This window comes from Vibrio anguillarum (assembly GCF_001989995.2).
Taxonomy (GTDB): domain Bacteria; phylum Pseudomonadota; class Gammaproteobacteria; order Enterobacterales; family Vibrionaceae; genus Vibrio; species Vibrio anguillarum.
Map to the genome: position 1 here is coordinate 76,704 of NZ_JAHGUP010000027.1, position 20,152 is coordinate 96,855.

Consider the following 20,152-nt stretch of genomic DNA (forward strand, 5'->3'; position numbering starts at 1 on the left):
GGCTTAGCTCGATTTGCTTATTTTGAGGTTAAATAAGCCACAATTTATTTTTAGAGCTAAATTTTTAGCCTAGAGTACAAGGGTTTGCATAAGGGCAGCCTTAACTAAACAGGGATTATCCGGTGAAGTTCATAAAGCGATTGTTATTACTTTCATTGATTTGCATTATTCTTGGAGTCACTACGATATTTGGCTTCTATTTTTACGTGAAGCCAGACCTCCCCGATGTAGCGACTTTACGTGATGTACAATTGCAGACACCGATGCAGGTCTATAGTCAAGATGGCAAGCTCATCGCCCAATTTGGAGAAAAGCGCCGAGTTCCGTTGCGTATTGAAGAGATCCCGCCTGAACTTATCGAAGCGATTATCGCCACCGAAGATAGCCGCTTCTACGAGCACTATGGTTTTGACCCAATTGGTATCACGCGTGCTGCGGTCGCTGTGATCGCCTCAGGTAGCGCTAAACAAGGTGCAAGTACCATTACTCAGCAGCTTGCTCGTAACTTCTACCTCTCTAATGAGAAGAAGATCATGCGAAAAATCAAAGAGATTTTTATCGCTATTCATATCGAACAATTGCTGACGAAAAAAGAAATCTTAGAGCTTTATCTCAATAAAATTTATCTCGGTTACCGATCGTATGGAATTGGAGCGGCAGCCCAAGTTTATTTTGGAAAAGAAGTCAAAGATTTAACACTGAGTGAAATTGCCATGATTGCAGGACTTCCCAAAGCACCTTCAACCATGAACCCTATCTATTCTCTAGATCGCGCGACTAACCGCCGTAATGTGGTGCTACAGAGAATGCTTGATGAGAAATACATAACCCCAGCGCAATATGCGCAAGCCCGCTCTGAGCCCTTAATGTCGAAATACCACGGTGCTGAAATTGAACTTAATGCACCTTATGTTGCAGAAATCGCCCGTTCATGGATGGTGGAGCGCTATGGTGAAGAGTCGGCCTATACCTCTGGCATGATTGTCACCACAACGGTAGATTCCAAACAGCAGCAAGCCGCGAGTAAAGCTGCAATCAATAACCTACTCGCCTATGATGAGCGTCATGGCTATCGCGGTGCTGAAAAAGTAGTTTGGAAAGAAGGCCAAACGCCATTGAATGAACAGCAACTGGCCGAGCACTTAAATAATGAACCGACTTATGGAGATTTATTACCAGCCGTCGTTACCCACGTAAGCAGCCAATCGGCTACGGTTTGGGTTAAGAACCAAGGATTGCAGACCATTGAATGGCAAGGCATGAACTGGGCTCGCCGTTTCTTAACTGATTCTCGACAAGGACCGGTTCCGAGTACAGCGACGGAAATCATCGCCGCTGGTGAACAAATTTGGGTACGTAATCGTGCTGAATACAGTGATGACCATACCACCGACGAAGTACCACAGTGGTACTTAAGCCAAGTACCCAATGCCAACACTGCCTTTGTTGCCATGAACCCAGAAAATGGTGCGGTACTGGCGCTGGTTGGCGGCTTTAACTTTGTGCACAATAAATTTAACCGTGCGACTCAATCGGTGCGTCAAGTCGGCTCAAGTATTAAACCCTTTATCTACTCTGCCGCCATCGATAAAGGCATGACCTTAGCCACGCTCATTAATGATGCGCCGATTAACCAATGGGACCAAAGCCAAGGCACTGCATGGCGTCCTAAAAACTCACCACCGACTTATATTGGCCCTACGCGTCTGCGCGTTGGTTTAGCTCAATCCAAAAACGTGATGGCAGTGAGAGTGCTACGCGCTGTTGGGCTGGATGAAACACGTGAATATCTCACTCGCTTTGGTTTTGATATTGACCAAGTACCACGCTCAGAAACCATTGCCTTAGGTGCGGGAAGCTTAACGCCGGTTAAGATGGCGCAAGGCTATTCCGTGTTTGCCAATGGTGGCTATTATGTTGAACCCTATTACATCAGCAAAGTTGAAGATCCCTTTGGCAAACTTGAGTATCAAGCCACACCAAAAGTCGTTTGCCAACAGCAATGCACCCCAGACACAAATGAGTTCGATGAGCAAGATGTTGCATCGCACTATGCTCCACAAGTAATTTCCGAACAAAACGCATTTCTTGTCCGAGAGATGATGTACAGCAATATTTGGGGTGGCGGAAATTGGCGTGAAGGAACGGGTTGGAATGGTACAGGCTGGCGTGCACAAAAGCTGGGGCGTCGTGATATTGGTGGTAAAACAGGAACGACCAATGACTCCAAAGATGCGTGGTACAACGGATATGCACCGGGCATGGTCGCTATTGCTTGGGTCGGATTTGATGATCATAACCGCAACTTAGGTAGGACAACCGAAAACAGCAATGTAGATGACGATGGTGTATCCGGTGCAGAAGCGGGAGCAAAAACGGCACAACCCGCTTGGATTGATTTTATGCGTCAAGTACTGGTCGATGTGCCAGCGCAAGACAAACCCATTCCCGCCAATATTGTGCGGGTAAGAATCGATATCGATACCGGCCTGTTAACCAATAAGTTTGATTCAAGCTCGATGTTTGAATACTTCATTCAAGGCACAGAGCCAACCGAGTATGTCGCAGAGAGTGTCTCTGACAACATCTACTCTTCACCTACAGGTGAAGAGCTATTCTAAAGCTCAGTAAAAAGAGGCTAAATTTAGCCTCTTTTTTTATTTCTCATTTAGCTTTGTTTTGATTGCGTGAGCCAACTGCTCAAAACGCTGCCTCAATGGCGATCCCGGCCGATAAGCTAATACTAAGCGGCGTGAAGGCTGCGGGTTGACCGCTTTAAGGTAACAAACGCCATCCTTCTCTTTGACATCTGGTAAAGAGAGCTCAGGTAACAGGGTAATTCCCCCACCCGCTGCGACCATATTACGCAGCGTCTCTAAGCTGGTCGCTTTAAAACGTTCGTCATCTTTTGCGCCTGCCGCAAAACAGAAACCTAAGGCTTGATCGCGTAAGCAATGACCGTCACCTAAAGCCAATACCGTTCGCCCTTTCAAATCCAACATACTTACTTCACTTTTTGCAGCCCATTCATGCCCACTAGGCACGGCAATACTCAATGCTTCGTCATACAGATCAATCTCTTTAAAGTGAGCCGTTTCCGCAACGGAGGCCAACACTAAACAATCGAGTTTTCCATCTTCTAACTGGCGCACAAGCTGTTGGGTTTGCGCTTCGTGTAAATAGAGCTCCAGTTCAGGAAATTGCTCTTTTAAAAAAGGCACAATACGCGGCAAAAGGTAGGGGCCTAAAGTGGGAATGAATCCAATATGGATAGGACCACTCATCGAGCCACCCTGGCCGCTAGCCATATCTCTGAAGGTTTTGATTTCACTTAAAATACGCTTGGCCTGATCGACCAATTGCAGGCCCGAATCGGTGAACAATACTCGGCGACTGCTGCGCTCTAATAATACTGTTCCCAGCTCATCCTCCAGTTTGCGGATCTGGCCACTGAGTGTTGGCTGGCTCACAAAACAAGCTTCTGCTGCTTTACGAAAATGTTTATGTTCAGCTAATGATACTAAGTACTCAAAATCACGAATGTTCATCTTCAATCTCAATAGAATCCACCTATCAAAACCATAGCATCAAACGATTGGAGCTATCAAAGGTTTTCTTCCATAATGGCTTCAACAAATGAGAGCAGCGGCTCTTAAAATCATAACCTAACTTAGAAAATCACAAGGAAAATAGAATGTTAGTATCTAAAGAAGGCCAAGCGGTACCACAAGTCACTTTCCCTACTCGTCAAGGTGATGCTTGGGTTAATCTCACAACAGATCAATTATTCAAAGGTAAAACCGTTATCGTATTTAGCTTGCCAGGTGCCTTCACCCCAACCTGTTCATCAAGCCACTTGCCGCGTTACAACGAACTGTACCCGGTGTTTAAAGAGCATGGCGTTGATGACATCCTATGTGTTTCGGTGAACGATACCTTTGTGATGAATGCTTGGAAAGCAGACCAAGAAGCAGAGAATATTACTTTCATTCCTGATGGCAATGGCGAATTTACTGACGGTATGGGTATGTTAGTTGATAAAAGCCAAATCGGTTTTGGCAAACGTTCATGGCGTTACAGCATGCTAGTCAAAGATGGCATCATCGAAAAAATGTTTATCGAAGCTGATGAACCGGGTGACCCGTTCAAAGTATCAGATGCTGACACTATGCTGAAATACATTGCACCTAACTATAAAACACAAGAATCGGTTACCGTATTTACTAAACCAGGTTGCCCATTCTGTACTAAAGCAAAACAACTCTTGATTGACCACGGCCTTCAATATGAAGAAGTGGTATTGGGTAAAGATGCAACCACAGTGAGCTTACGAGCTATCACAGGCCGTACCACCGTTCCGCAAGTTTTCGTTGGTGGTAAACACATCGGCGGCAGCGAAGAGCTAGAAGCTTACCTGGGCTAATCACGCCTGCCCTAGGAAAATCTTCCTAGGGCATCCTCCTCATTTAGACTCAATGACAGCATTATTAAATGTTGCCATCGACTATCCACATTCCAAATTTAGAGAAAGCGATGATGAAACAGTTAAACGTTGATGTAGCCATTATTGGTGGTGGGACCGCAGGACTCGGCGCTTATCGTGCAGCAAAAGCACATACGACTAGTGTCGTCATGATCGAAGGTGGCCCATACGGAACCACATGCGCTCGCGTCGGCTGCATGCCATCTAAGTTACTGATTGCGGCCGCTGAAAGCGTCCATCACATCCACAAAGCTCCTGCTTTTGGTATTCATCCTCAAGGTGAAATTGTCATTAATGGGCATGAAGTGATGGCGCGGGTAAAACGTGAACGTGACCGCTTTGTCGGATTTGTGCTTGAAGGCGTTGAGGAGATCCCCGCTGAAGACAAAATCTCAGGCTACGCCCAATTTATCGACAACCACACCCTGCAAGTTGACAACCATACCCAAATCAACGCCAAGCGGATCGTGATTGCTACCGGTTCTCGCCCAGCCTACCCCGCGGTATGGCATGAACTTGGCGATCGCTTAATCATTAATGACGACCTATTTGAGTGGGACGACTTACCGGAATCTGTTGCCGTATTTGGCCCTGGGGTGATTGGCTTAGAACTAGGTCAAGCCTTACATCGCTTAGGGGTAAAAGTGAAGCTGTTCGGCATTGGTGGACAAGTTGGCCCATTAACCGACCCTGATGTGATGGCTTACGCCGATAAAACGTTTAAAGAAGAATTCTATTTAGACGCTGACGTTAAAGTGGAAAGCATGAAACGCATTGCTTCTCCAACAGGCCAAAACGACAAAGTTGAAATCCAATTCATCAACCGTGAAGGGCAACTCGAGACATTTGTCGTTGACTATGTGTTGGCGGCAACCGGTCGTCGCCCGAATGTAGATAAATTGGCAATTGAAAATACCGATATAGCCCTTGATGCGCGTGGCGTACCGACGGCCGATCACTATACGCTGCAAACCTCTGTAGACAATATTTTCATTGCTGGTGATGCCAGTAATCAACTGCCCCTGCTTCATGAAGCAGCCGATCAAGGCCGTATTGCAGGGGATAACGCTGGCCGCTACCCAGATATTCGCGCCGGGCTTCGTCGTTCCTCTATCTCAGCGGTTTTTTCAGACCCACAAATTGCGATGGTCGGTGAATCCTACAAACAGCTAACCACTCGTTTAGGAAATTGTGGCTGTTTTGCTATCGGTACTGTGTCGTTTGAAAATCAAGGCCGTTCACGCGTCATGCTGCGCAATAAAGGGTTATTGCATGTGTATGGCGAACAAGGAACAGGGCGATTTTTAGGCGCTGAAATGATGGGACCGAATGCGGAGCACTTGGCTCATTTACTGGCGTGGGCACATCAAAATCAGATGACGATTTCACAGATGTTGGATATGCCTTTTTATCACCCCGTAATTGAAGAAGGCGTGCGCACCGCGCTGCGTGATCTAAACGCTAAACTGCATTTAGGTCCTGAGATGATAAAGCATTGCATGGACTGCGGTCCGGGCTGTTAATTTTCAACATCCATTCATGCGGTCGCCCTTGGGCGGCCGTTTTTTATACGCTTTAGTTTCAGCCGCGCCTTAGACTCACACCTTCACGCACGTTATACTGCCGTTATTTTCTCTTTAATGAACGCGCTTATGCCTTGCAATAACTGCCAATCTTCGTGGTTTTGGAAAAAAATCGGCCGCTGCCAACGTTGTATGGATCAGCTCACTGTTTTGTCTGTTGGGTGCTGGCTTGTGTGGTGGTGGTTATGCAGGGAGAACCCTAAAACCATTGAATCGATCAGCTTGCTAATAGCGGGCTTTGCCTTTAACGGTTTGCTGTTTTTACATCTGTGGATGAAGTTTGTGGTACTCCCTTGGCGTAAGCGGCAAGGGCGCGACAAATAAAAAGCTAAAGAGCACAAAAGAAAAAGCCCCAGAACCAATAGTAGGTTTGGGGCCTTCTTAGATTCTTCTAAGAAAAAGCAGTGGTACAGTTATAGACCACGCTTTTCTTAAATTGTTCCGTGATCATTCGATCTTTTTGAGATCTTTTTCCAAGGCCTCATTAACGGCAATGATCGCGTTTGTAATCAACGTATTAAGCGACGCTGACTCGCTTGATGATCTGCTCAACCAAATTGATCTCAAGCGCCACTTCATCACAAGCGTGCTGCCGTGGGCATTGTTCACAATCTTTGAGCACTTTCTCTGGCAGTAAGCTTTTTGAGGTTGGAATAAAATCATGCTTCATGAAAAACTCTGGCGTTCGAGTCAGAACAAACACTTTCTTAATCGCCATTTGCCGCGCTTTATTCACCAAATACGAGACGATCGCTTTTCCTTGTCCTTGACCTTGCCAACCTGCTTCTACACCAAGCGAACGAATTTCAGCCAACCCAGAGTCATAGACATATAACGAGGCGCATCCCGTCACTTCACCATGGTGTTCCGCCACGGCAAACGAACCAATATCGCGCACCAACTCATTGCGTGAACGAGGCAGATTTTCTCCCATATTCGCCCAATAAGTGACCATACTTTCTAGCGTTTCAATATCCGTCAAACGGGCAGGACGAACTTTCACCGCCGTGGTGTCACGTTTGTCTAAACGCGCTTTGGCTTGATCAACCGCATAGGCCACTTGTTTTGGCGAAACGCCACCTAAAGCGCTGCGTTTTTCTAAGCAAGATTCAATGGTGAGGATCGCATAAACATCATCTTCAATGACCGACGAAAACTCTTTAAGCTCGGCAAGGGTCAGTTCTTCAAGCGCACACCCTTTCGCGATCGCGCCAACCACCGCTACGCCCACAATATGGTGCGCTTCACGGAAAGGGATCCCTTTGGCGACTAAATAATCAGCTAATTCGGTAGCATTGGCATAGCCTTGTTTGGCCGCTTCTAAAGTCCGTTCGGTTTTAATTTTGATGCCATCAAAGCAAAGCGCAGCCATTTCCATGCAGTCGTTCCAAGTATCCAGCGCGTCAAACAGCCCTTCTTTATCTTCTTGCATATCTTTGTTATAAGCCAATGGTAAGGCTTTGACCGTCATCATCATGCCCGCAAGCGAGCCATAAACACGGCCAGTTTTGCCACGGATCAGCTCTAATGCATCAGGGTTTTTCTTTTGCGGCATCAAGGATGAACCCGAAGTCACGGTGTCAGCCAGTTCGATAAAACCAGACTCACCCGAGTTGTAGAAGATCATATCTTCCGCCAAGCGCGATAAATGCAGCATCGAGATCGACGCCACCGACATCAATTCCATCACGTGATCTCGGTCGGATACTGAATCGAGCGAGTTACGCGTGGCACGGCGAAACCCTAAATGATGAGCAAGCTGTTCACGATCAATCGGATAGGCCGTACCTGCCAGCGCGCCGGAGCCAAGCGGACAAGTATCAAGGCGCTTAATCGCATCATTTAAACGAGAGTAATCACGCTCAAACATTTCAACATAGGCCAAACACCAATGCGCAAAGGTCACTGGTTGCGCACGTTGCAGGTGGGTATAACCGGGCAAAACCGTCTCTTGGTGCTGCTGAGCAACCGACACTAATTTCGTTTGCAGGCGATCTAACCCCAACAGTAATTGTTGACCTTGCTGGCGGCACCACAATTTTAAATCGGTCGCGACTTGGTCATTACGAGAGCGCCCAGTGTGCAGCTTTTTGCCTAAATCACCCACTTTGCTGATCAACTGCTGCTCAACCCAAGAATGAATATCTTCTGCATCAGAGCGTAAGATCTGCTCAGGATCTTCCATCACTTCCAGTTTGAGTTCGTTGAGCGCAAGTTCTAGTTTTTGCTGCTCCTCTTCGCCCAAAACATTCACTGACACCAACGCCTTTGACCATGCTATAGAGCCCACAATGTCTTGTTCAGCCAATCGGTAATCAAAGCGAAGTGAATCGTTGAACTCTTTGAACCTCGTGTCTGCTGCTTGGGTAAATCTACCGCCCCATAATGCCATTGCGTATCTCCTGCTCTTAGGTCGCGACTGAGCCTGACCACATCAAATTGCTCAATCATTTTTATAATAAAGATCGCTACTAGAGCGATCTTTTATTGTTATTTTTGTGTCTCTACCTTGGGGGTTAACCTAGGCTTTATTCTTCTTTGCTTCGTTCAATGCTCTGATCCGGCTTGCCAACGAATAAAGACGAATGAAGCCGCCTGCGTGGCTTTGGTCATACACAACATCTTCACCAAAGGTCGCAAACTCTTCCGAGTACAAGCTGTTTTCCGAACGTTTTTGCGTCACTGTCGCTTGCCCTTTGTAAAGCTTCACAACCACTTCACCATTAACATCCTGTGCCAGCTCATCGGCTGCAGCCATGATGGATTTACGCAGCGGAGTGAACCAACGGCCATCGTATACAAGATGCGACGCTTTGACACCCAGTTCTTCACGAAATTCGAATGAGGCTTTATCGAGCACTAACTGCTCAACAGCACGCAACGCTTCCATCATGATGGTGCCTCCTGGGGTTTCATAACAACCACGAGACTTCATACCAACCAAACGGTTTTCGACGATGTCGATACGACCAACTCCGTGTTTAGAGCCTTTCTCATTAAGGTAAACGAGTGCGTTGTAAGGCGTCATCAGTTCACCATCGACGCCAACGACTTCGCCTTTCGCGACCTGCAGTGTGACAAACTCTGGCTCATTTGGCGCTTGCTCTGGATCTACTGTCCATACCCAGCAATCCTCATTAGGGGCGTTCCAAGTACTCTCAAGCACGCCACCTTCGGTCGAAATGTGCCACGCGTTCGCATCACGCGAGTAAATTTTCGTCAATGAAGCGGCGCAAGGAATGTTACGCTCAGCAAGGAAATCAAGACACTCTTCACGACTCACGATGTCCCACTCACGCCAAGGGGCAATCACATGTAAATCAGGCGCTAGGGCTGCAAACGCACCTTCAAAACGCACTTGGTCATTACCTTTCCCCGTACAGCCGTGACACAGCGCATCAGCACCCACTTTACGCGCCACTTCAACTTGAGCTTTGGCAATGATTGGGCGAGCCATTGACGTCCCAAGCAGGTATTTACCTTCGTAATAAGCACCTGTTTTTAGTGTTGGGTAGATGTATTCAGCGACCATCTCTTCTTTAAGATCGACCACATAACACTCTGACGCGCCAGACGCTTTCGCTTTCTCTTCAATGCCGACCAATTCTTCTTCACCTTGGCCGACATCGGCAACAAAGGCAACCACTTCACAATCGTAGTTTTCTTTTAACCACGGAATGATTACCGAGGTATCTAGACCGCCAGAGTATGCGACAACGACTTTATTGACTTGAACCTTGCTCATCTTACTTTCTCCATTTCCCGGCGCTGCGCTTGGCGGTCAGTGCTCTGGGTGATTAATTACTTACAGCTGTTATCAACAACTGATTAAATACGTTTATTGAGGTAAAAATTGGGTCCCGATACTTTCGCCCGCAAACAATTTGCTGAGCTTATCTGGGTAACGCCATGTCGCCACTTCAATCGGGCGACCTAAATCATTTGCCGCTTCCAGCGCCGCTTTCACTTTGACAATCATGCCATCCGTGATCACTTTGCCTTTAATCAGCGCATTGGCCTGCTGCTCATTGAGGCTCGACAACAAATGGCCTTTGCCATCCAGCACGCCGCTCACATCGGAAAGCAGAACGAGTTCTGCATCCAATGCGCCAGCCACTGCAACGGCTGCTTGATCGGCGTTGACATTCATCATTTGGCCATCGGCGGTCAGGCCAATCGAGCTGATAATAGGCAAACCACCAGCGGCTAAAATCGCTTGCACGATTTGTGAATCACCAGGAGAAGCCTTGCCCACTGCGCCGAGTTCTGGATCCAACTCTTCGACTTTGCATAACCCGCCATCAGCGAGCGATAAACCAACCGCGTTTAAGCCATCTTTAATCGCTTGCCCTTGCAGCATTTTGTTGGCTGTCCCAGCCAGCGCGCCTGCAATCAGCGGAATTTGATCATAAGGCGTGACACGCAAACCTTCTTTCTTCACGGTTTTTAGTTGTAATTTCGCCATCAGGTCATCGACGAGATAACCGCCCCCGTGCACGATGACAATTCGTCGCTGAGCTTGGGCTTGATACAGTGCGATTGCGCCAAACAGTTTGCTTAGCGTTTCAGAACAAGACAGCGCCGCGCCGCCTAACTTAATCACTAATGGATTTTGCTTTGTATCTGTCATATTTAACCCTTACGCTTGGTGCGTTACACCAAAGCCGTTAGCTCAGAAAAACCGTAATGAATATTTAAACACTGCATCGCTTGGCTCGATGCCCCCTTTAATAAATTATCGATCGCGGACACGACGATAATATGCTCACCTTGCACTCGCCAACCGAGGTCGCAAAATGGTGTGAATTCAACATCTTTGATGCTCGGCAAGGTTGATTTGAGCCGAACCGCTGGTTTGTTAGCGTACGCCTTCTCAAAAGCATGGCTGACTTGTTGCTCTGAAACACCCGATGCAAGCTTCATCGTCACGGTGGCCAAAATACCGCGTTTGAAATTCCCTAAGTGAGGCGTAAAAATCACATCACATCCTAAATGGGCGACGATTTCAGGTTGGTGGCGATGAGTAAACACGCCGTATGGCTGTAAGCTCACTTCACAAAAACTATTGGTTAATGTCGCTTTTCTGCCCGCACCTGTGACACCGCTGGTGGCATTAATCACCGGCCATTGAGTTGTATCTAACAAACCCGCTTCAACCAAAGGCTTTATCGCCAGTTGCGATGCGGTTGGATAGCAACCTGCAACGGCGATCAATTGGCTCTGCTTAATTGCCTCATAATTCCATTCCGCCAGTCCATAAACCGCGTTTTCTAACCATTGCAGGTGTTGATGTTTAAAACCATAGTAATTTTGGTAAAAATCATCACCTTTGACGCGAAAAGCACCAGAAAGGTCGAAAACTTGACAATTTTGCGCAAGAAAAATAGGCGCGAGATCATGGCTCACCTCATGAGCCGTAGCTAAAAACACCACATCACATTGGCTTGCAACGCTCACCGGATCCACTAATGGTTGTACCTGCATGTCGACAATACCGGAGAGTTTGCCATGCAGCTCAGCCATTGGTTTTCCAGCATCTAGGCTATTGGCGGAAACGTATAAACCTGATAGCGTGAGTTGTGGGTGTTTTTGCACCATATACGCCAACTCAGCGCCGGTATAACCGCTAGCTCCGATAATTGTGGTTTTCAACATCTCGTGACATCCAATTTCAAGGTAAAAAAGACAATCTAAAAATGACTATAAATTTCAAAAAAGACACTTAACTCGGTTTTTTATTCACACAAAGTGATTTAATATGTGTTTTACCTTCTCACAATTACTCTGTCAATACTAGGAGCAAAGATAATATGCAATTACCCAGTTTTCTTGAGGTTTACCAAGGTCTGATTTCGACCTCTTCCATCAGCTCCACAGATGCTCGTTGGGACGAAGGTAACCAGAGTGTGATTGATAAATTGGCAAGCTGGTTTTCCAGCTTAGGGTTTGTAGTCGACACCATTGAAGTCGCGCCGGGAAAATACAATTTAGTGGCGAAGAAAGGGTGCGGCGAAGGTGGCCTACTGCTCGCGGGGCACAGTGATACCGTTCCATTTGACGAAGGACGTTGGAATTTTGAACCACACGCGTTAACGCAAGCCAATGATCGTTTCTATGGCTTAGGCACGGCAGACATGAAAGGCTTTTTTGCTTTTATCTACGAAGCGGTGAAAAAAGTCGATTGGAGTAAACAGAGTAAACCGCTGTATGTGTTGGCTACCTGTGATGAAGAAACCACTATGCTCGGCGCGAGTCATTTCACTGAACATGCACCATTTCAACCGGATTACTGCATTATTGGTGAGCCGACTAGCCTTGTGCCCATCCGCGGCCATAAAGGCCACGTAGCCAACGCTATTCGAGTGACAGGAAAATCGGGCCACTCGTCTGATCCTGCTCTGGGCGTAAATGCCATCGAAATCATGCATGAAGTGCTGTTCGCGTTAATGCAACTGCGCGACAAATTGATCAAAGAGTACCATCACCCAGGCTTTGCCATTCCTCACCCCACTTTGAACCTCGGCCATATCCACGGTGGCGATAGTCCAAACCGCATTTGTGGCTGCTGCGAATTGCATTACGATGTGCGCCCGCTGCCCGGCATGAGTCTAGATGGGCTCGATAACTTGCTGCGCAATGCACTGAATGAAGTCAGTGCAAAATGGCCCGGTCGCATTGAGATTACCGCGCTGCATGATGCGATTCCGGGTTATGAATGTCAGCATGATCACCCCTTTATTGGCAACATTGAAGAGATTTGCAATACCGCTTCACAAACCGTGAATTACTGTACTGAAGCACCGTTCTTACAACAATTATGCCCAACACTGGTACTCGGCCCAGGTTCGATCGATCAAGCGCATCAACCGGATGAATTCCTAGCGTTTGAATTTATTGATCCAACCATCTCGATTTTGTCCAAAGCAATGTATAAATACTGCTTCTAGCCTACCAAGCTTACTCAAGCGATAAATGCCTGACAGCTTTTCTACGGTCGGGCATTTTTGTAATAAAATTTCAGTAATTTACGCCAATTATTCACCAAATGATCACGTTCAATAACATTCAGCAATAATCGTAAAAATAGTCGGCTTTATTTGACTCTACAGGGATCTTTTCGCTAGATTGTGTACTTAGCAAGGAACAATGGATGTAATTTTTTTACAAGGCAGGATGACAATGAACGAAAAATACGCTGCGCTCAAAAGTAACGTGAGCATGCTTGGCCGTTTGCTGGGCAACACCATTCAGGACGCCCATGGTGACGTTATCTTAGAGAAAGTGGAAACCATCCGAAAACTTTCAAAATCAGCCCGTAATGGCAATCAAGCCGACCGAGACAGCTTGGTTGAAGAGATCAAAAACCTTCCCAACGAACAGCTCACCCCGGTAGCGCGGGCATTCAACCAATTTCTTAACTTAACCAACATGGCCGAGCAGTACCACACCATTTCACGTCACTGTGAAGAACATGTGTGTGAGCCTGATGCGATTAATTTACTGTTTACTAAACTGAATCAAAATAAAATCAGTAAATTGGATGCTGCTCAAGCGGTACGCGATCTCAATATTGAGTTAGTGCTAACGGCTCACCCAACCGAAATTACACGCCGCACGATGATCAACAAGCTGGTGAAAATTAACGAGTGTCTCTCCAAGCTTGAACTCAGTGACCTTTCATTTAAAGAGCGCCAAAAAACCGAACGCCGTTTAGAACAGTTAATCGCGCAAAGCTGGCATTCAGATGTGATTCGTAAGCAGCGCCCTACGCCACTGGATGAAGCAAAATGGGGCTTTGCGGTGGTGGAAAATTCTCTATGGCAAGCCGTGCCTGATTTTCTTCGTGAATTTGATGAGCACCTCACCAACTACTTAGGTGAAGGGCTACCAATTGATGCACGCCCTGTGCATTTTTCTTCGTGGATGGGCGGCGACCGTGATGGTAACCCCTTTGTGACTCATAAAATCACCCGTGAAGTAATGCTGCTTTCTCGATGGAAAGCGGCCGATCTCTACCTAGGTGATATCAATGAGCTGGTCAGCGAATTGTCGATGACCAAATGCAGTGACGCGCTACGCGATTTGGCTGGCATAGATGAACACGAACCTTATCGCGCCATTCTCAAACGCCTGCGTGAACTACTCAGCGAAACACTGGAAGTGTTAGATGCCAAGATCAATGGCCAACAACTGGCACGCAAAGCACCACTGCAAAATATCGCACAGTTGTGGGAACCGCTTTATGCCTGCTACCAATCTTTACATCAATGCGGCATGGGCGTCATTGCCGATGGCTCGCTGCTTGATACTCTGCGCCGGATTAAAGCGTTTGGTGTGCATCTTGTACGTTTGGACATTCGCCAAGAGAGCACTCGTCACTCTGATGTGATCTCCGAGCTCACCCGTTATTTAGGCATTGGTGATTATGACCAGTGGAGCGAGCAAGACAAAATTGCGTTTCTCACCAATGAGTTGAGCTCAAAACGTCCTTTGTTACCTCGTGACTGGCAGCCTTCAGAAGCGGTACAAGAGGTGATCGACACCTGTAAAATCGTTGCTTCTCAGCCTCGCGAAGCCTTTGGTGCTTATGTGATTTCGATGGCTCGTACCGCATCAGATGTACTTGCCGTACATCTATTGTTGCAAGAGTGTGGCTGCCCTTATCGCATGGACGTTTGTCCACTGTTCGAAACTTTGGATGATTTAAACAACGCAGAAACGGTGATCCGCCAGCTAATGGGCATTGATCTCTATCGTGGCTTTATTCAAAACCACCAGATGGTGATGATTGGTTACTCTGATTCGGCTAAAGATGCAGGTGTAATGTCCGCCGGTTGGGCGCAATACAGCGCAATGGAAGCTTTGGTTAATGTCAGTGAAGAGGCCGGAATTGAACTGACACTATTCCATGGACGTGGCGGCACCATTGGTCGCGGGGGCGCTCCAGCACATGCGGCACTGCTTTCACAACCACCCAAAAGCTTAAAAGGTGGCTTGCGTGTGACGGAGCAAGGCGAAATGATCCGCTTTAAACTTGGTCTACCAGAAGTAGCGGTCAATAGTTTTACGATGTACGCCAGCGCCATTTTAGAAGCGAACCTGCTGCCACCACCAGAGCCAAAACAAGATTGGCGCGACTTAATGGAGGTATTGTCTGAAGTCTCTTGCGAAGCGTATCGCCATATTGTTCGCGGCGAGCCGGACTTTGTCCCGTACTTCCGCCAAGCAACGCCAGAGCTAGAGCTGGGTAAATTACCGCTCGGTTCACGTCCGGCTAAACGCAACCCTAATGGTGGGGTCGAAAGCTTACGTGCAATCCCGTGGATCTTCTCTTGGAGCCAAAACCGCCTCGTGCTACCAGCCTGGCTAGGTGCGGGAGAAGCAATTCAGTTTTCTATCGATAAAGGACACCAAGCACTGCTGGAAGAGATGTGCCGTGAATGGCCATTTTTCTCAACGCGTTTGGGCATGCTAGAAATGGTTTACTCCAAGTGCAACATTGAAATCTCACGCTATTACGATGAACGCTTAGTCGATGAATCGTTACGCCCGCTCGGTGAGCGTTTGCGTTCTCAATTACAGAAAGACATCAAAGCGGTGTTAAATGTAGAAAACAATGAGAACTTAATGCAAAGCGATCCTTGGGGTCAAGAGTCAATCCGTTTGCGCAATATCTATGTTGAGCCATTAAATATGCTGCAAGCAGAGCTGTTGTACCGCACTCGCCAAACCGAAACCGCACCAGCAGAGTTAGAAGAAGCCTTAATGGTGACTATCGCGGGTATTGCAGCAGGAATGCGTAACACAGGCTAAGTAACAGCATTTTATTTCACAAACTAGCTAAAAGGCCGCCTGAGCGCGGCTTTTTATTTTAAATCACAAAAATTATTGAGCATATTATCAGTTTTTTAAGCTAAACTAACAAAGTATTCTACTTTATGCTTATTATTTAGATATACTACTGCTCCTCTGCGGTAGCATACAAACATAACAAATCGCAGGTCGATATGCGTCACGCATATAATCCTAGGTGATAAACGGCTTTTTAAGGTGACACAACCCACTCCGTCAATAGAAAGGTGGGTGTTGCTTAAACTCATTCATGATTGATGCCATCAGAAGCACAACACGAGTTTGAGCAAGTTGTTTTTGAGTTTATTAACTATTTGGATTAAAGACATGTCATTACCACACGTTATCCTCACTGTTTTGAGCACTCGCGATGCCACAGGGTACGACATCACAAAAGAGTTCTCTTCGAGCATTGGCTATTTTTGGAAAGCCAGCCACCAACAAGTTTACCGCGAACTGAATAAAATGGGTCAACAGGGCCTAGTCACTTGTGTATTAGAACCGCAAGATGGCAAGCCAGATCGTAAAGTTTACTCCATCACCGATGCAGGTCGCAGCGCTTTAGGTGAATGGTTTGACCAACCTACAGCTCACCCAACCGTACGTGATGAATTTAGCGCTAAATTGATCGCTTGCGCGGTACAACCAGCAACACCTTACCGAATTCAACTGGGTGAATTAGTTGAAGAATCGAAAAAATTGGTTGCTCACTACAAAGAGATTGAGTCTGCGTACTATGCAACACCAGCTACTCTCGATAAGCTACAGCGCCTTGAGCGTCTAACACTACGCCGCAACCTACTGGTTCGCCAAGCGTGGGTTGATTGGGCTGAAGAAGTGCTTACTGAACTCGATGCAATGGCTTAATGCCAACCATAAAAAAGGGTGATGCTCTGTGAGCATCACCCTTTTTGTTTTCCGCGACCAAATCAAATACCATCACCGGCAATAAAACTTTGAGAGCGGCCATTAAATTGTTGGTCCATATCTAACGAAGGCTTATCGGTTTGCGGACGACCGACAATTTTGGCTGGCACTCCAGCGACGGTAGTGTGCGGAGGCACAGCTTGCAATACCACCGAACAAGAACCAATTTTCGCCCCTTCGCCCACTTCAATATTACCGAGAATTTTGGCACCCGCGCCAATCATCACGCCTTCACGAATTTTCGGGTGGCGATCGCCGCACTCTTTACCCGTTCCACCTAGCGTTACATCTTGTAAAATAGAGACGTCATTCTCCACCACCGCGGTTTCACCGATCACAATGCCCGTAGCATGGTCAAGCATGATGCCGCGGCCAATACGTGCAGCAGGATGGATGTCCACTTGGCAAGCTACCGAAATTTGGTTTTGAAAATAGGTAGCCAACGCCACTCGACCTTGCTTCCATAACCAGTTCGCGACGCGATAGCCTTGTAAGGCATGGTAGCCCTTGAGATAAAGTAGAGGCATTGAAAACATAGATACCGCGGGGTCGCGATTGACAGTCGCGCAGATGTCACACGCCGCCGCTTCCATAATGCTGGGGTCTGCGGCAAATGCCTCTTCGACCACTTCACGCACCGCCATCGCTGGCATTGAGGCCGTATTCAGCTTATTGGCAAGAATGTAGCTCAAGGCCGAGCTTAAACTATCATGCTTAATAATAGTGGCATGATAAAAACTGGCCAGCATCGGTTCTTGTTCTGACTGCTCGCGCGCCTCTTTGACTATGGCTTGCCACACTTTGAGTTTTTCGCAATGTTTCATCGTTGGTTGATCACCCTTCCTCATCCAATCTCTAGAGCGTCAATGTAGATTGCTAATAGGCTTTGTGCCTAATCATGAGCAATGAATTAGCGTTCTGCTTTTTTATCACGAGCCAGCAAATCTTGTGCTGCAACACGCGCATCTTTTCCTTGATACAGCACTTGATAGATTTGATCAACTATTGGCATTTCAACCTCCATGCGCGCCGCTAATAACCACACCTCTTTGGTGTTGCGATAACCTTCAACCACTTGGCCAATTTCTTGCTGCGCCGTATCTACGTCTTTCCCTTGTCCCAACGCCAAACCAAAGCGACGGTTACGTGATTGGTTATCGGTGCAAGTGAGTACTAAGTCACCCAATCCGGCCATCCCCATAAAGGTTTCAGGCTGAGCACCTAACGCCGCACCTAAACGGCACATTTCAGCTAGGCCGCGCGTAATCAATGCAGTACGCGCATTCGCACCAAAGCCAATCCCATCGGACATGCCAGCGCCAATCGCAATCACGTTTTTCACCGCACCACCTAGCTGCATTCCAATAAAATCACTATTGGCGTAAACGCGGAAAGTTTTGCTGCAGTGAATTTTGCCTTGCAGATCTTCGACAAACTGAGCGTCAGGCGAGGCAACAGAAATTGCGGTAGGCATCCCCATCGCCAGCTCTTTAGCAAAAGTCGGCCCAGATAACACCGCCAATGAATAGCGCTCGCCAATGGTGTCATAGGCCACATCCATCAGCAGCCGGCCCGTTTCAGGTTCAAGCCCTTTGGTTGCCCAACAAATACGGGAATCATCACACAAGTGAGGCTTTAAACTCTTCATAACAAGGCCAAATACGTGGCTCGGAACTACAACCAACAAATCGCGGCTCGCTTGTACCGCTTTTTTCAAATCGGTTTCCACAATCAGCGAATCGGGAAAATCAATACCGGGTAAAAATTCTTGGTTAGCACGATCAGCATCAAGACGAGCCATATGCTTAGCATCGTGTCCCCAAAGGACAACATTAGCACCGTTACGTGCTAAAGAAATCGCCAGAGATGTGCCGTAAGAACCCGCACCAACTACTGTCATGGTGATCGCTTTACCGTAAATACTGTTAGGATCTGTCATTGTTTCGTCCATTGCTATTCGTGTTGTCATGTTATACCTAAATTCCTTCCGATACAGCTTTCAATACGGAGTAGCAAGGAACGGAGGTATTGGCATTCGAAATAAACAAAAAATGCACAACGCACCATCATTATCTGGGATGCTTTGTGCATTTTTTATCATCAAAGTCTGACGTGGAACGCCAACGTTAATGATCTCACGTCATTAACGATTAAGCTTCTGCTTGCTCGCCTTGAGTCGCTTGTTGTTGTAGGTAGTTCATAAACAATGCATCAAAGTTCACTGGTGCAAGGTTAAGTTGTGGGAATGTCCCTTTAACAACTAAGCTAGAAATCGTTTCACGTGCATATGGGAACAGAATGTTCGGGCAGAATGCACCTAAACAATGAGCAAGTTGACCCGCTTCCATTTTTTCAGCAGTAAAAATACCACCTTGTTGCACTTCGCATAAGAACGCGATTTCTTCCGCGTTTTTCACTGTCACCGTTAGGCGTAATACGACTTCATACACACCTTCACCCAGATCACGACTTTGAGTGTCAAGATCCAACTTCACATCTGGATTCCACTCTTTTTGGAACATAACAGGTGAGTTTGGCGCTTCAAAAGAGACATCTTTTAGAAAGATACGTTGAATTGCGAAATTTTGTTGTGCTGTTTGTTGTGCGGCTTCAGCCATGATTAAATCCTTAAATACTTACAAATTCAGTGTTGCTTTTAGACTAACCGAGCTGATTTCGAATGACTAGATGAGCTCACGATTACGTGGAAAACATCACAACTCTTAGCATCAAATGCTGGCTTTTCAGCCAGCACACTCAGTTCAAGATAACCGCGATCAGTGAATTATTTATTGCCACGAACCAATGGCAAGTTCGCTTCATTCCAAGCTACAAGACCATTTTTCAGTAAATTCACATTCTCAAACCCAGCTTTAGCAAGCAGGTTGGCACTCTCTTGCGCGGTTTGACCCGTTTTACATACCACAATGATTGGGTCAGACTTGTGCTTTTCAAGGCTAGCCAAGTTACCGGATTTAATATCTGACGGTAAAATGTGAACCGCATCGGTAATATGGCCTTTTTTAAATTCATCTTTCGTGCGGATATCGACAACAACACCGTTTTCACGATTCATTAAAAGCGTCGTTTGTGAAGCGGTGATCTCTTTATAGGCTGCCGTGGTTGATTTCACGATGCTCATGATTAAGGCGACGAGAATACCTACCCATGCCAAAGATAGAATCATATTGTGTTGGAAAAATTCGATGTACTCTTGCATATTCTGTGCTCTTGCAATGTGGGCTTAAAATCAGACAAGGAGTATAACGAGGTTGTCAGCCAGACGCGAGGGCTTACATTGCATAAT

Annotated in this window: 16 protein-coding genes; 7 read left to right on the forward strand and 9 right to left on the reverse strand. The window is 46.8% G+C overall.

Going from position 1 to position 20,152, the window contains the following annotated elements; all coding sequences use genetic code 11:
* The first annotated feature begins 122 nt into the window (after positions 1–122).
* Entirely contained in the window at positions 123–2,621 is a 2,499-nt protein-coding gene (locus tag PL85_RS07810) for a penicillin-binding protein 1A (RefSeq protein WP_115339346.1), read from the forward strand.
* 36 nt (positions 2,622–2,657) lie between these two features.
* On the opposite strand, the gene oxyR is transcribed toward PL85_RS07810, so the two are convergent.
* On the reverse strand, positions 2,658–3,548 hold the full coding sequence (oxyR, locus tag PL85_RS07815) for a DNA-binding transcriptional regulator OxyR (RefSeq protein WP_026027425.1): 891 nt from the start codon (positions 3,546–3,548) through the stop codon (positions 2,658–2,660).
* A gap of 146 nt (positions 3,549–3,694) precedes the next feature.
* Between oxyR and PL85_RS07820 the strand changes: the two genes are divergently transcribed.
* From PL85_RS07820 to PL85_RS07830, 3 genes are all read left to right on the forward strand, one after another.
* Entirely contained in the window at positions 3,695–4,423 is a 729-nt protein-coding gene (locus PL85_RS07820; protein WP_013855882.1) for a redoxin family protein, read from the forward strand.
* A 113-nt stretch (positions 4,424–4,536) separates the two neighbouring features.
* Positions 4,537–6,006, forward strand: coding sequence for a dihydrolipoyl dehydrogenase (locus PL85_RS07825; protein WP_115339895.1), 1,470 nt, complete (start codon positions 4,537–4,539; stop codon positions 6,004–6,006).
* A 129-nt stretch (positions 6,007–6,135) separates the two neighbouring features.
* The gene (locus PL85_RS07830) at positions 6,136–6,390 is read left to right on the forward strand and encodes a DUF3624 domain-containing protein (RefSeq protein ID WP_013855880.1); all 255 of its coding nucleotides are present in this window, start codon (positions 6,136–6,138) and stop codon (positions 6,388–6,390) included.
* 193 nt (positions 6,391–6,583) lie between these two features.
* On the opposite strand, the gene argH is transcribed toward PL85_RS07830, so the two are convergent.
* The 4 genes from argH to argC form a co-directional block, all read right to left on the reverse strand.
* Positions 6,584–8,458: an argininosuccinate lyase gene (argH, locus tag PL85_RS07835; protein WP_115339347.1), complete on the reverse strand. Its 1,875-nt coding sequence runs from the start codon at positions 8,456–8,458 to the stop codon at positions 6,584–6,586.
* 129 nt (positions 8,459–8,587) lie between these two features.
* On the reverse strand, positions 8,588–9,811 hold the full coding sequence (locus PL85_RS07840) for an argininosuccinate synthase (RefSeq protein WP_017043213.1): 1,224 nt from the start codon (positions 9,809–9,811) through the stop codon (positions 8,588–8,590).
* A 93-nt stretch (positions 9,812–9,904) separates the two neighbouring features.
* Positions 9,905–10,696, reverse strand: a complete 792-nt coding sequence (gene argB / locus PL85_RS07845; protein WP_010317663.1) for an acetylglutamate kinase — start codon at positions 10,694–10,696, stop codon at positions 9,905–9,907.
* Between the two features lie 23 nt (positions 10,697–10,719).
* Positions 10,720–11,721 carry an N-acetyl-gamma-glutamyl-phosphate reductase gene (gene argC, locus PL85_RS07850; protein ID WP_115339348.1) on the reverse strand — a complete coding sequence of 334 codons (1,002 nt, stop codon included), beginning with the start codon at positions 11,719–11,721 and terminating at the stop codon, positions 10,720–10,722.
* Between the two features lie 155 nt (positions 11,722–11,876).
* Here argC and argE point away from each other — a divergent pair, with 155 nt between their 5' ends.
* The 3 genes from argE (at position 11,877) to PL85_RS07865 (ending at position 16,785) form a co-directional block, all read left to right on the forward strand.
* On the forward strand, positions 11,877–13,013 hold the full coding sequence (gene argE / locus PL85_RS07855) for an acetylornithine deacetylase (protein WP_115339349.1): 1,137 nt from the start codon (positions 11,877–11,879) through the stop codon (positions 13,011–13,013).
* A gap of 232 nt (positions 13,014–13,245) precedes the next feature.
* The gene (gene ppc / locus PL85_RS07860; protein ID WP_026027891.1) at positions 13,246–15,879 is read left to right on the forward strand and encodes a phosphoenolpyruvate carboxylase; all 2,634 of its coding nucleotides are present in this window, start codon (positions 13,246–13,248) and stop codon (positions 15,877–15,879) included.
* 366 nt (positions 15,880–16,245) lie between these two features.
* A complete protein-coding gene (locus PL85_RS07865) occupies positions 16,246–16,785 on the forward strand; it encodes a PadR family transcriptional regulator (protein WP_234826548.1) in 540 nt (179 codons plus the stop codon).
* Between the two features lie 62 nt (positions 16,786–16,847).
* On the opposite strand, the gene cysE is transcribed toward PL85_RS07865, so the two are convergent.
* The 4 genes from cysE to PL85_RS07885 all read right to left on the reverse strand — a co-directional run bounded on the left by cysE (position 16,848) and on the right by PL85_RS07885 (position 20,065).
* Complete coding sequence (gene cysE, locus PL85_RS07870; RefSeq protein WP_010317654.1) at positions 16,848–17,669, reverse strand: serine O-acetyltransferase; 822 nt, start codon at positions 17,667–17,669, stop codon at positions 16,848–16,850.
* Positions 17,670–17,755: 86 nt separating this feature from the next.
* Positions 17,756–18,784 (reverse strand): NAD(P)H-dependent glycerol-3-phosphate dehydrogenase, encoded by a 1,029-nt coding sequence (gene gpsA / locus PL85_RS07875; RefSeq protein ID WP_115339896.1) that lies wholly within the window; start codon positions 18,782–18,784, stop codon positions 17,756–17,758.
* A 211-nt stretch (positions 18,785–18,995) separates the two neighbouring features.
* Complete coding sequence (gene secB / locus PL85_RS07880) at positions 18,996–19,463, reverse strand: protein-export chaperone SecB (protein ID WP_013855870.1); 468 nt, start codon at positions 19,461–19,463, stop codon at positions 18,996–18,998.
* A 167-nt stretch (positions 19,464–19,630) separates the two neighbouring features.
* Positions 19,631–20,065 carry a rhodanese-like domain-containing protein gene (locus PL85_RS07885; RefSeq protein ID WP_010317649.1) on the reverse strand — a complete coding sequence of 145 codons (435 nt, stop codon included), beginning with the start codon at positions 20,063–20,065 and terminating at the stop codon, positions 19,631–19,633.
* Positions 20,066–20,152: the final 87 nt, after the last annotated feature.

Excerpts from the sequence above, each read along its gene's own strand:
- oxyR (WP_026027425.1), bottom strand. The coding sequence starts at position 3,548 with ATGAACATTCGTGATTTTGAGTACTTAGTATCATTAGCTGAACATAAA.
- PL85_RS07820 (WP_013855882.1), top strand. The coding sequence starts at position 3,695 with ATGTTAGTATCTAAAGAAGGCCAAGCGGTACCACAAGTCACTTTCCCT.
- PL85_RS07825 (WP_115339895.1), top strand. The coding sequence starts at position 4,537 with ATGAAACAGTTAAACGTTGATGTAGCCATTATTGGTGGTGGGACCGCA.
- PL85_RS07830 (WP_013855880.1), top strand. The coding sequence starts at position 6,136 with ATGCCTTGCAATAACTGCCAATCTTCGTGGTTTTGGAAAAAAATCGGC.
- argH (WP_115339347.1), bottom strand. The coding sequence starts at position 8,458 with ATGGCATTATGGGGCGGTAGATTTACCCAAGCAGCAGACACGAGGTTC.
- PL85_RS07840 (WP_017043213.1), bottom strand. The coding sequence starts at position 9,811 with ATGAGCAAGGTTCAAGTCAATAAAGTCGTTGTCGCATACTCTGGCGGT.
- argB (WP_010317663.1), bottom strand. The coding sequence starts at position 10,696 with ATGACAGATACAAAGCAAAATCCATTAGTGATTAAGTTAGGCGGCGCG.
- argC (WP_115339348.1), bottom strand. The coding sequence starts at position 11,721 with ATGTTGAAAACCACAATTATCGGAGCTAGCGGTTATACCGGCGCTGAG.
- argE (WP_115339349.1), top strand. The coding sequence starts at position 11,877 with ATGCAATTACCCAGTTTTCTTGAGGTTTACCAAGGTCTGATTTCGACC.
- ppc (WP_026027891.1), top strand. The coding sequence starts at position 13,246 with ATGAACGAAAAATACGCTGCGCTCAAAAGTAACGTGAGCATGCTTGGC.
- PL85_RS07865 (WP_234826548.1), top strand. The coding sequence starts at position 16,246 with ATGTCATTACCACACGTTATCCTCACTGTTTTGAGCACTCGCGATGCC.
- cysE (WP_010317654.1), bottom strand. The coding sequence starts at position 17,669 with ATGAAACATTGCGAAAAACTCAAAGTGTGGCAAGCCATAGTCAAAGAG.
- gpsA (WP_115339896.1), bottom strand. The coding sequence starts at position 18,784 with ATGACAGATCCTAACAGTATTTACGGTAAAGCGATCACCATGACAGTA.
- secB (WP_013855870.1), bottom strand. The coding sequence starts at position 19,463 with ATGGCTGAAGCCGCACAACAAACAGCACAACAAAATTTCGCAATTCAA.
- PL85_RS07885 (WP_010317649.1), bottom strand. The coding sequence starts at position 20,065 with ATGCAAGAGTACATCGAATTTTTCCAACACAATATGATTCTATCTTTG.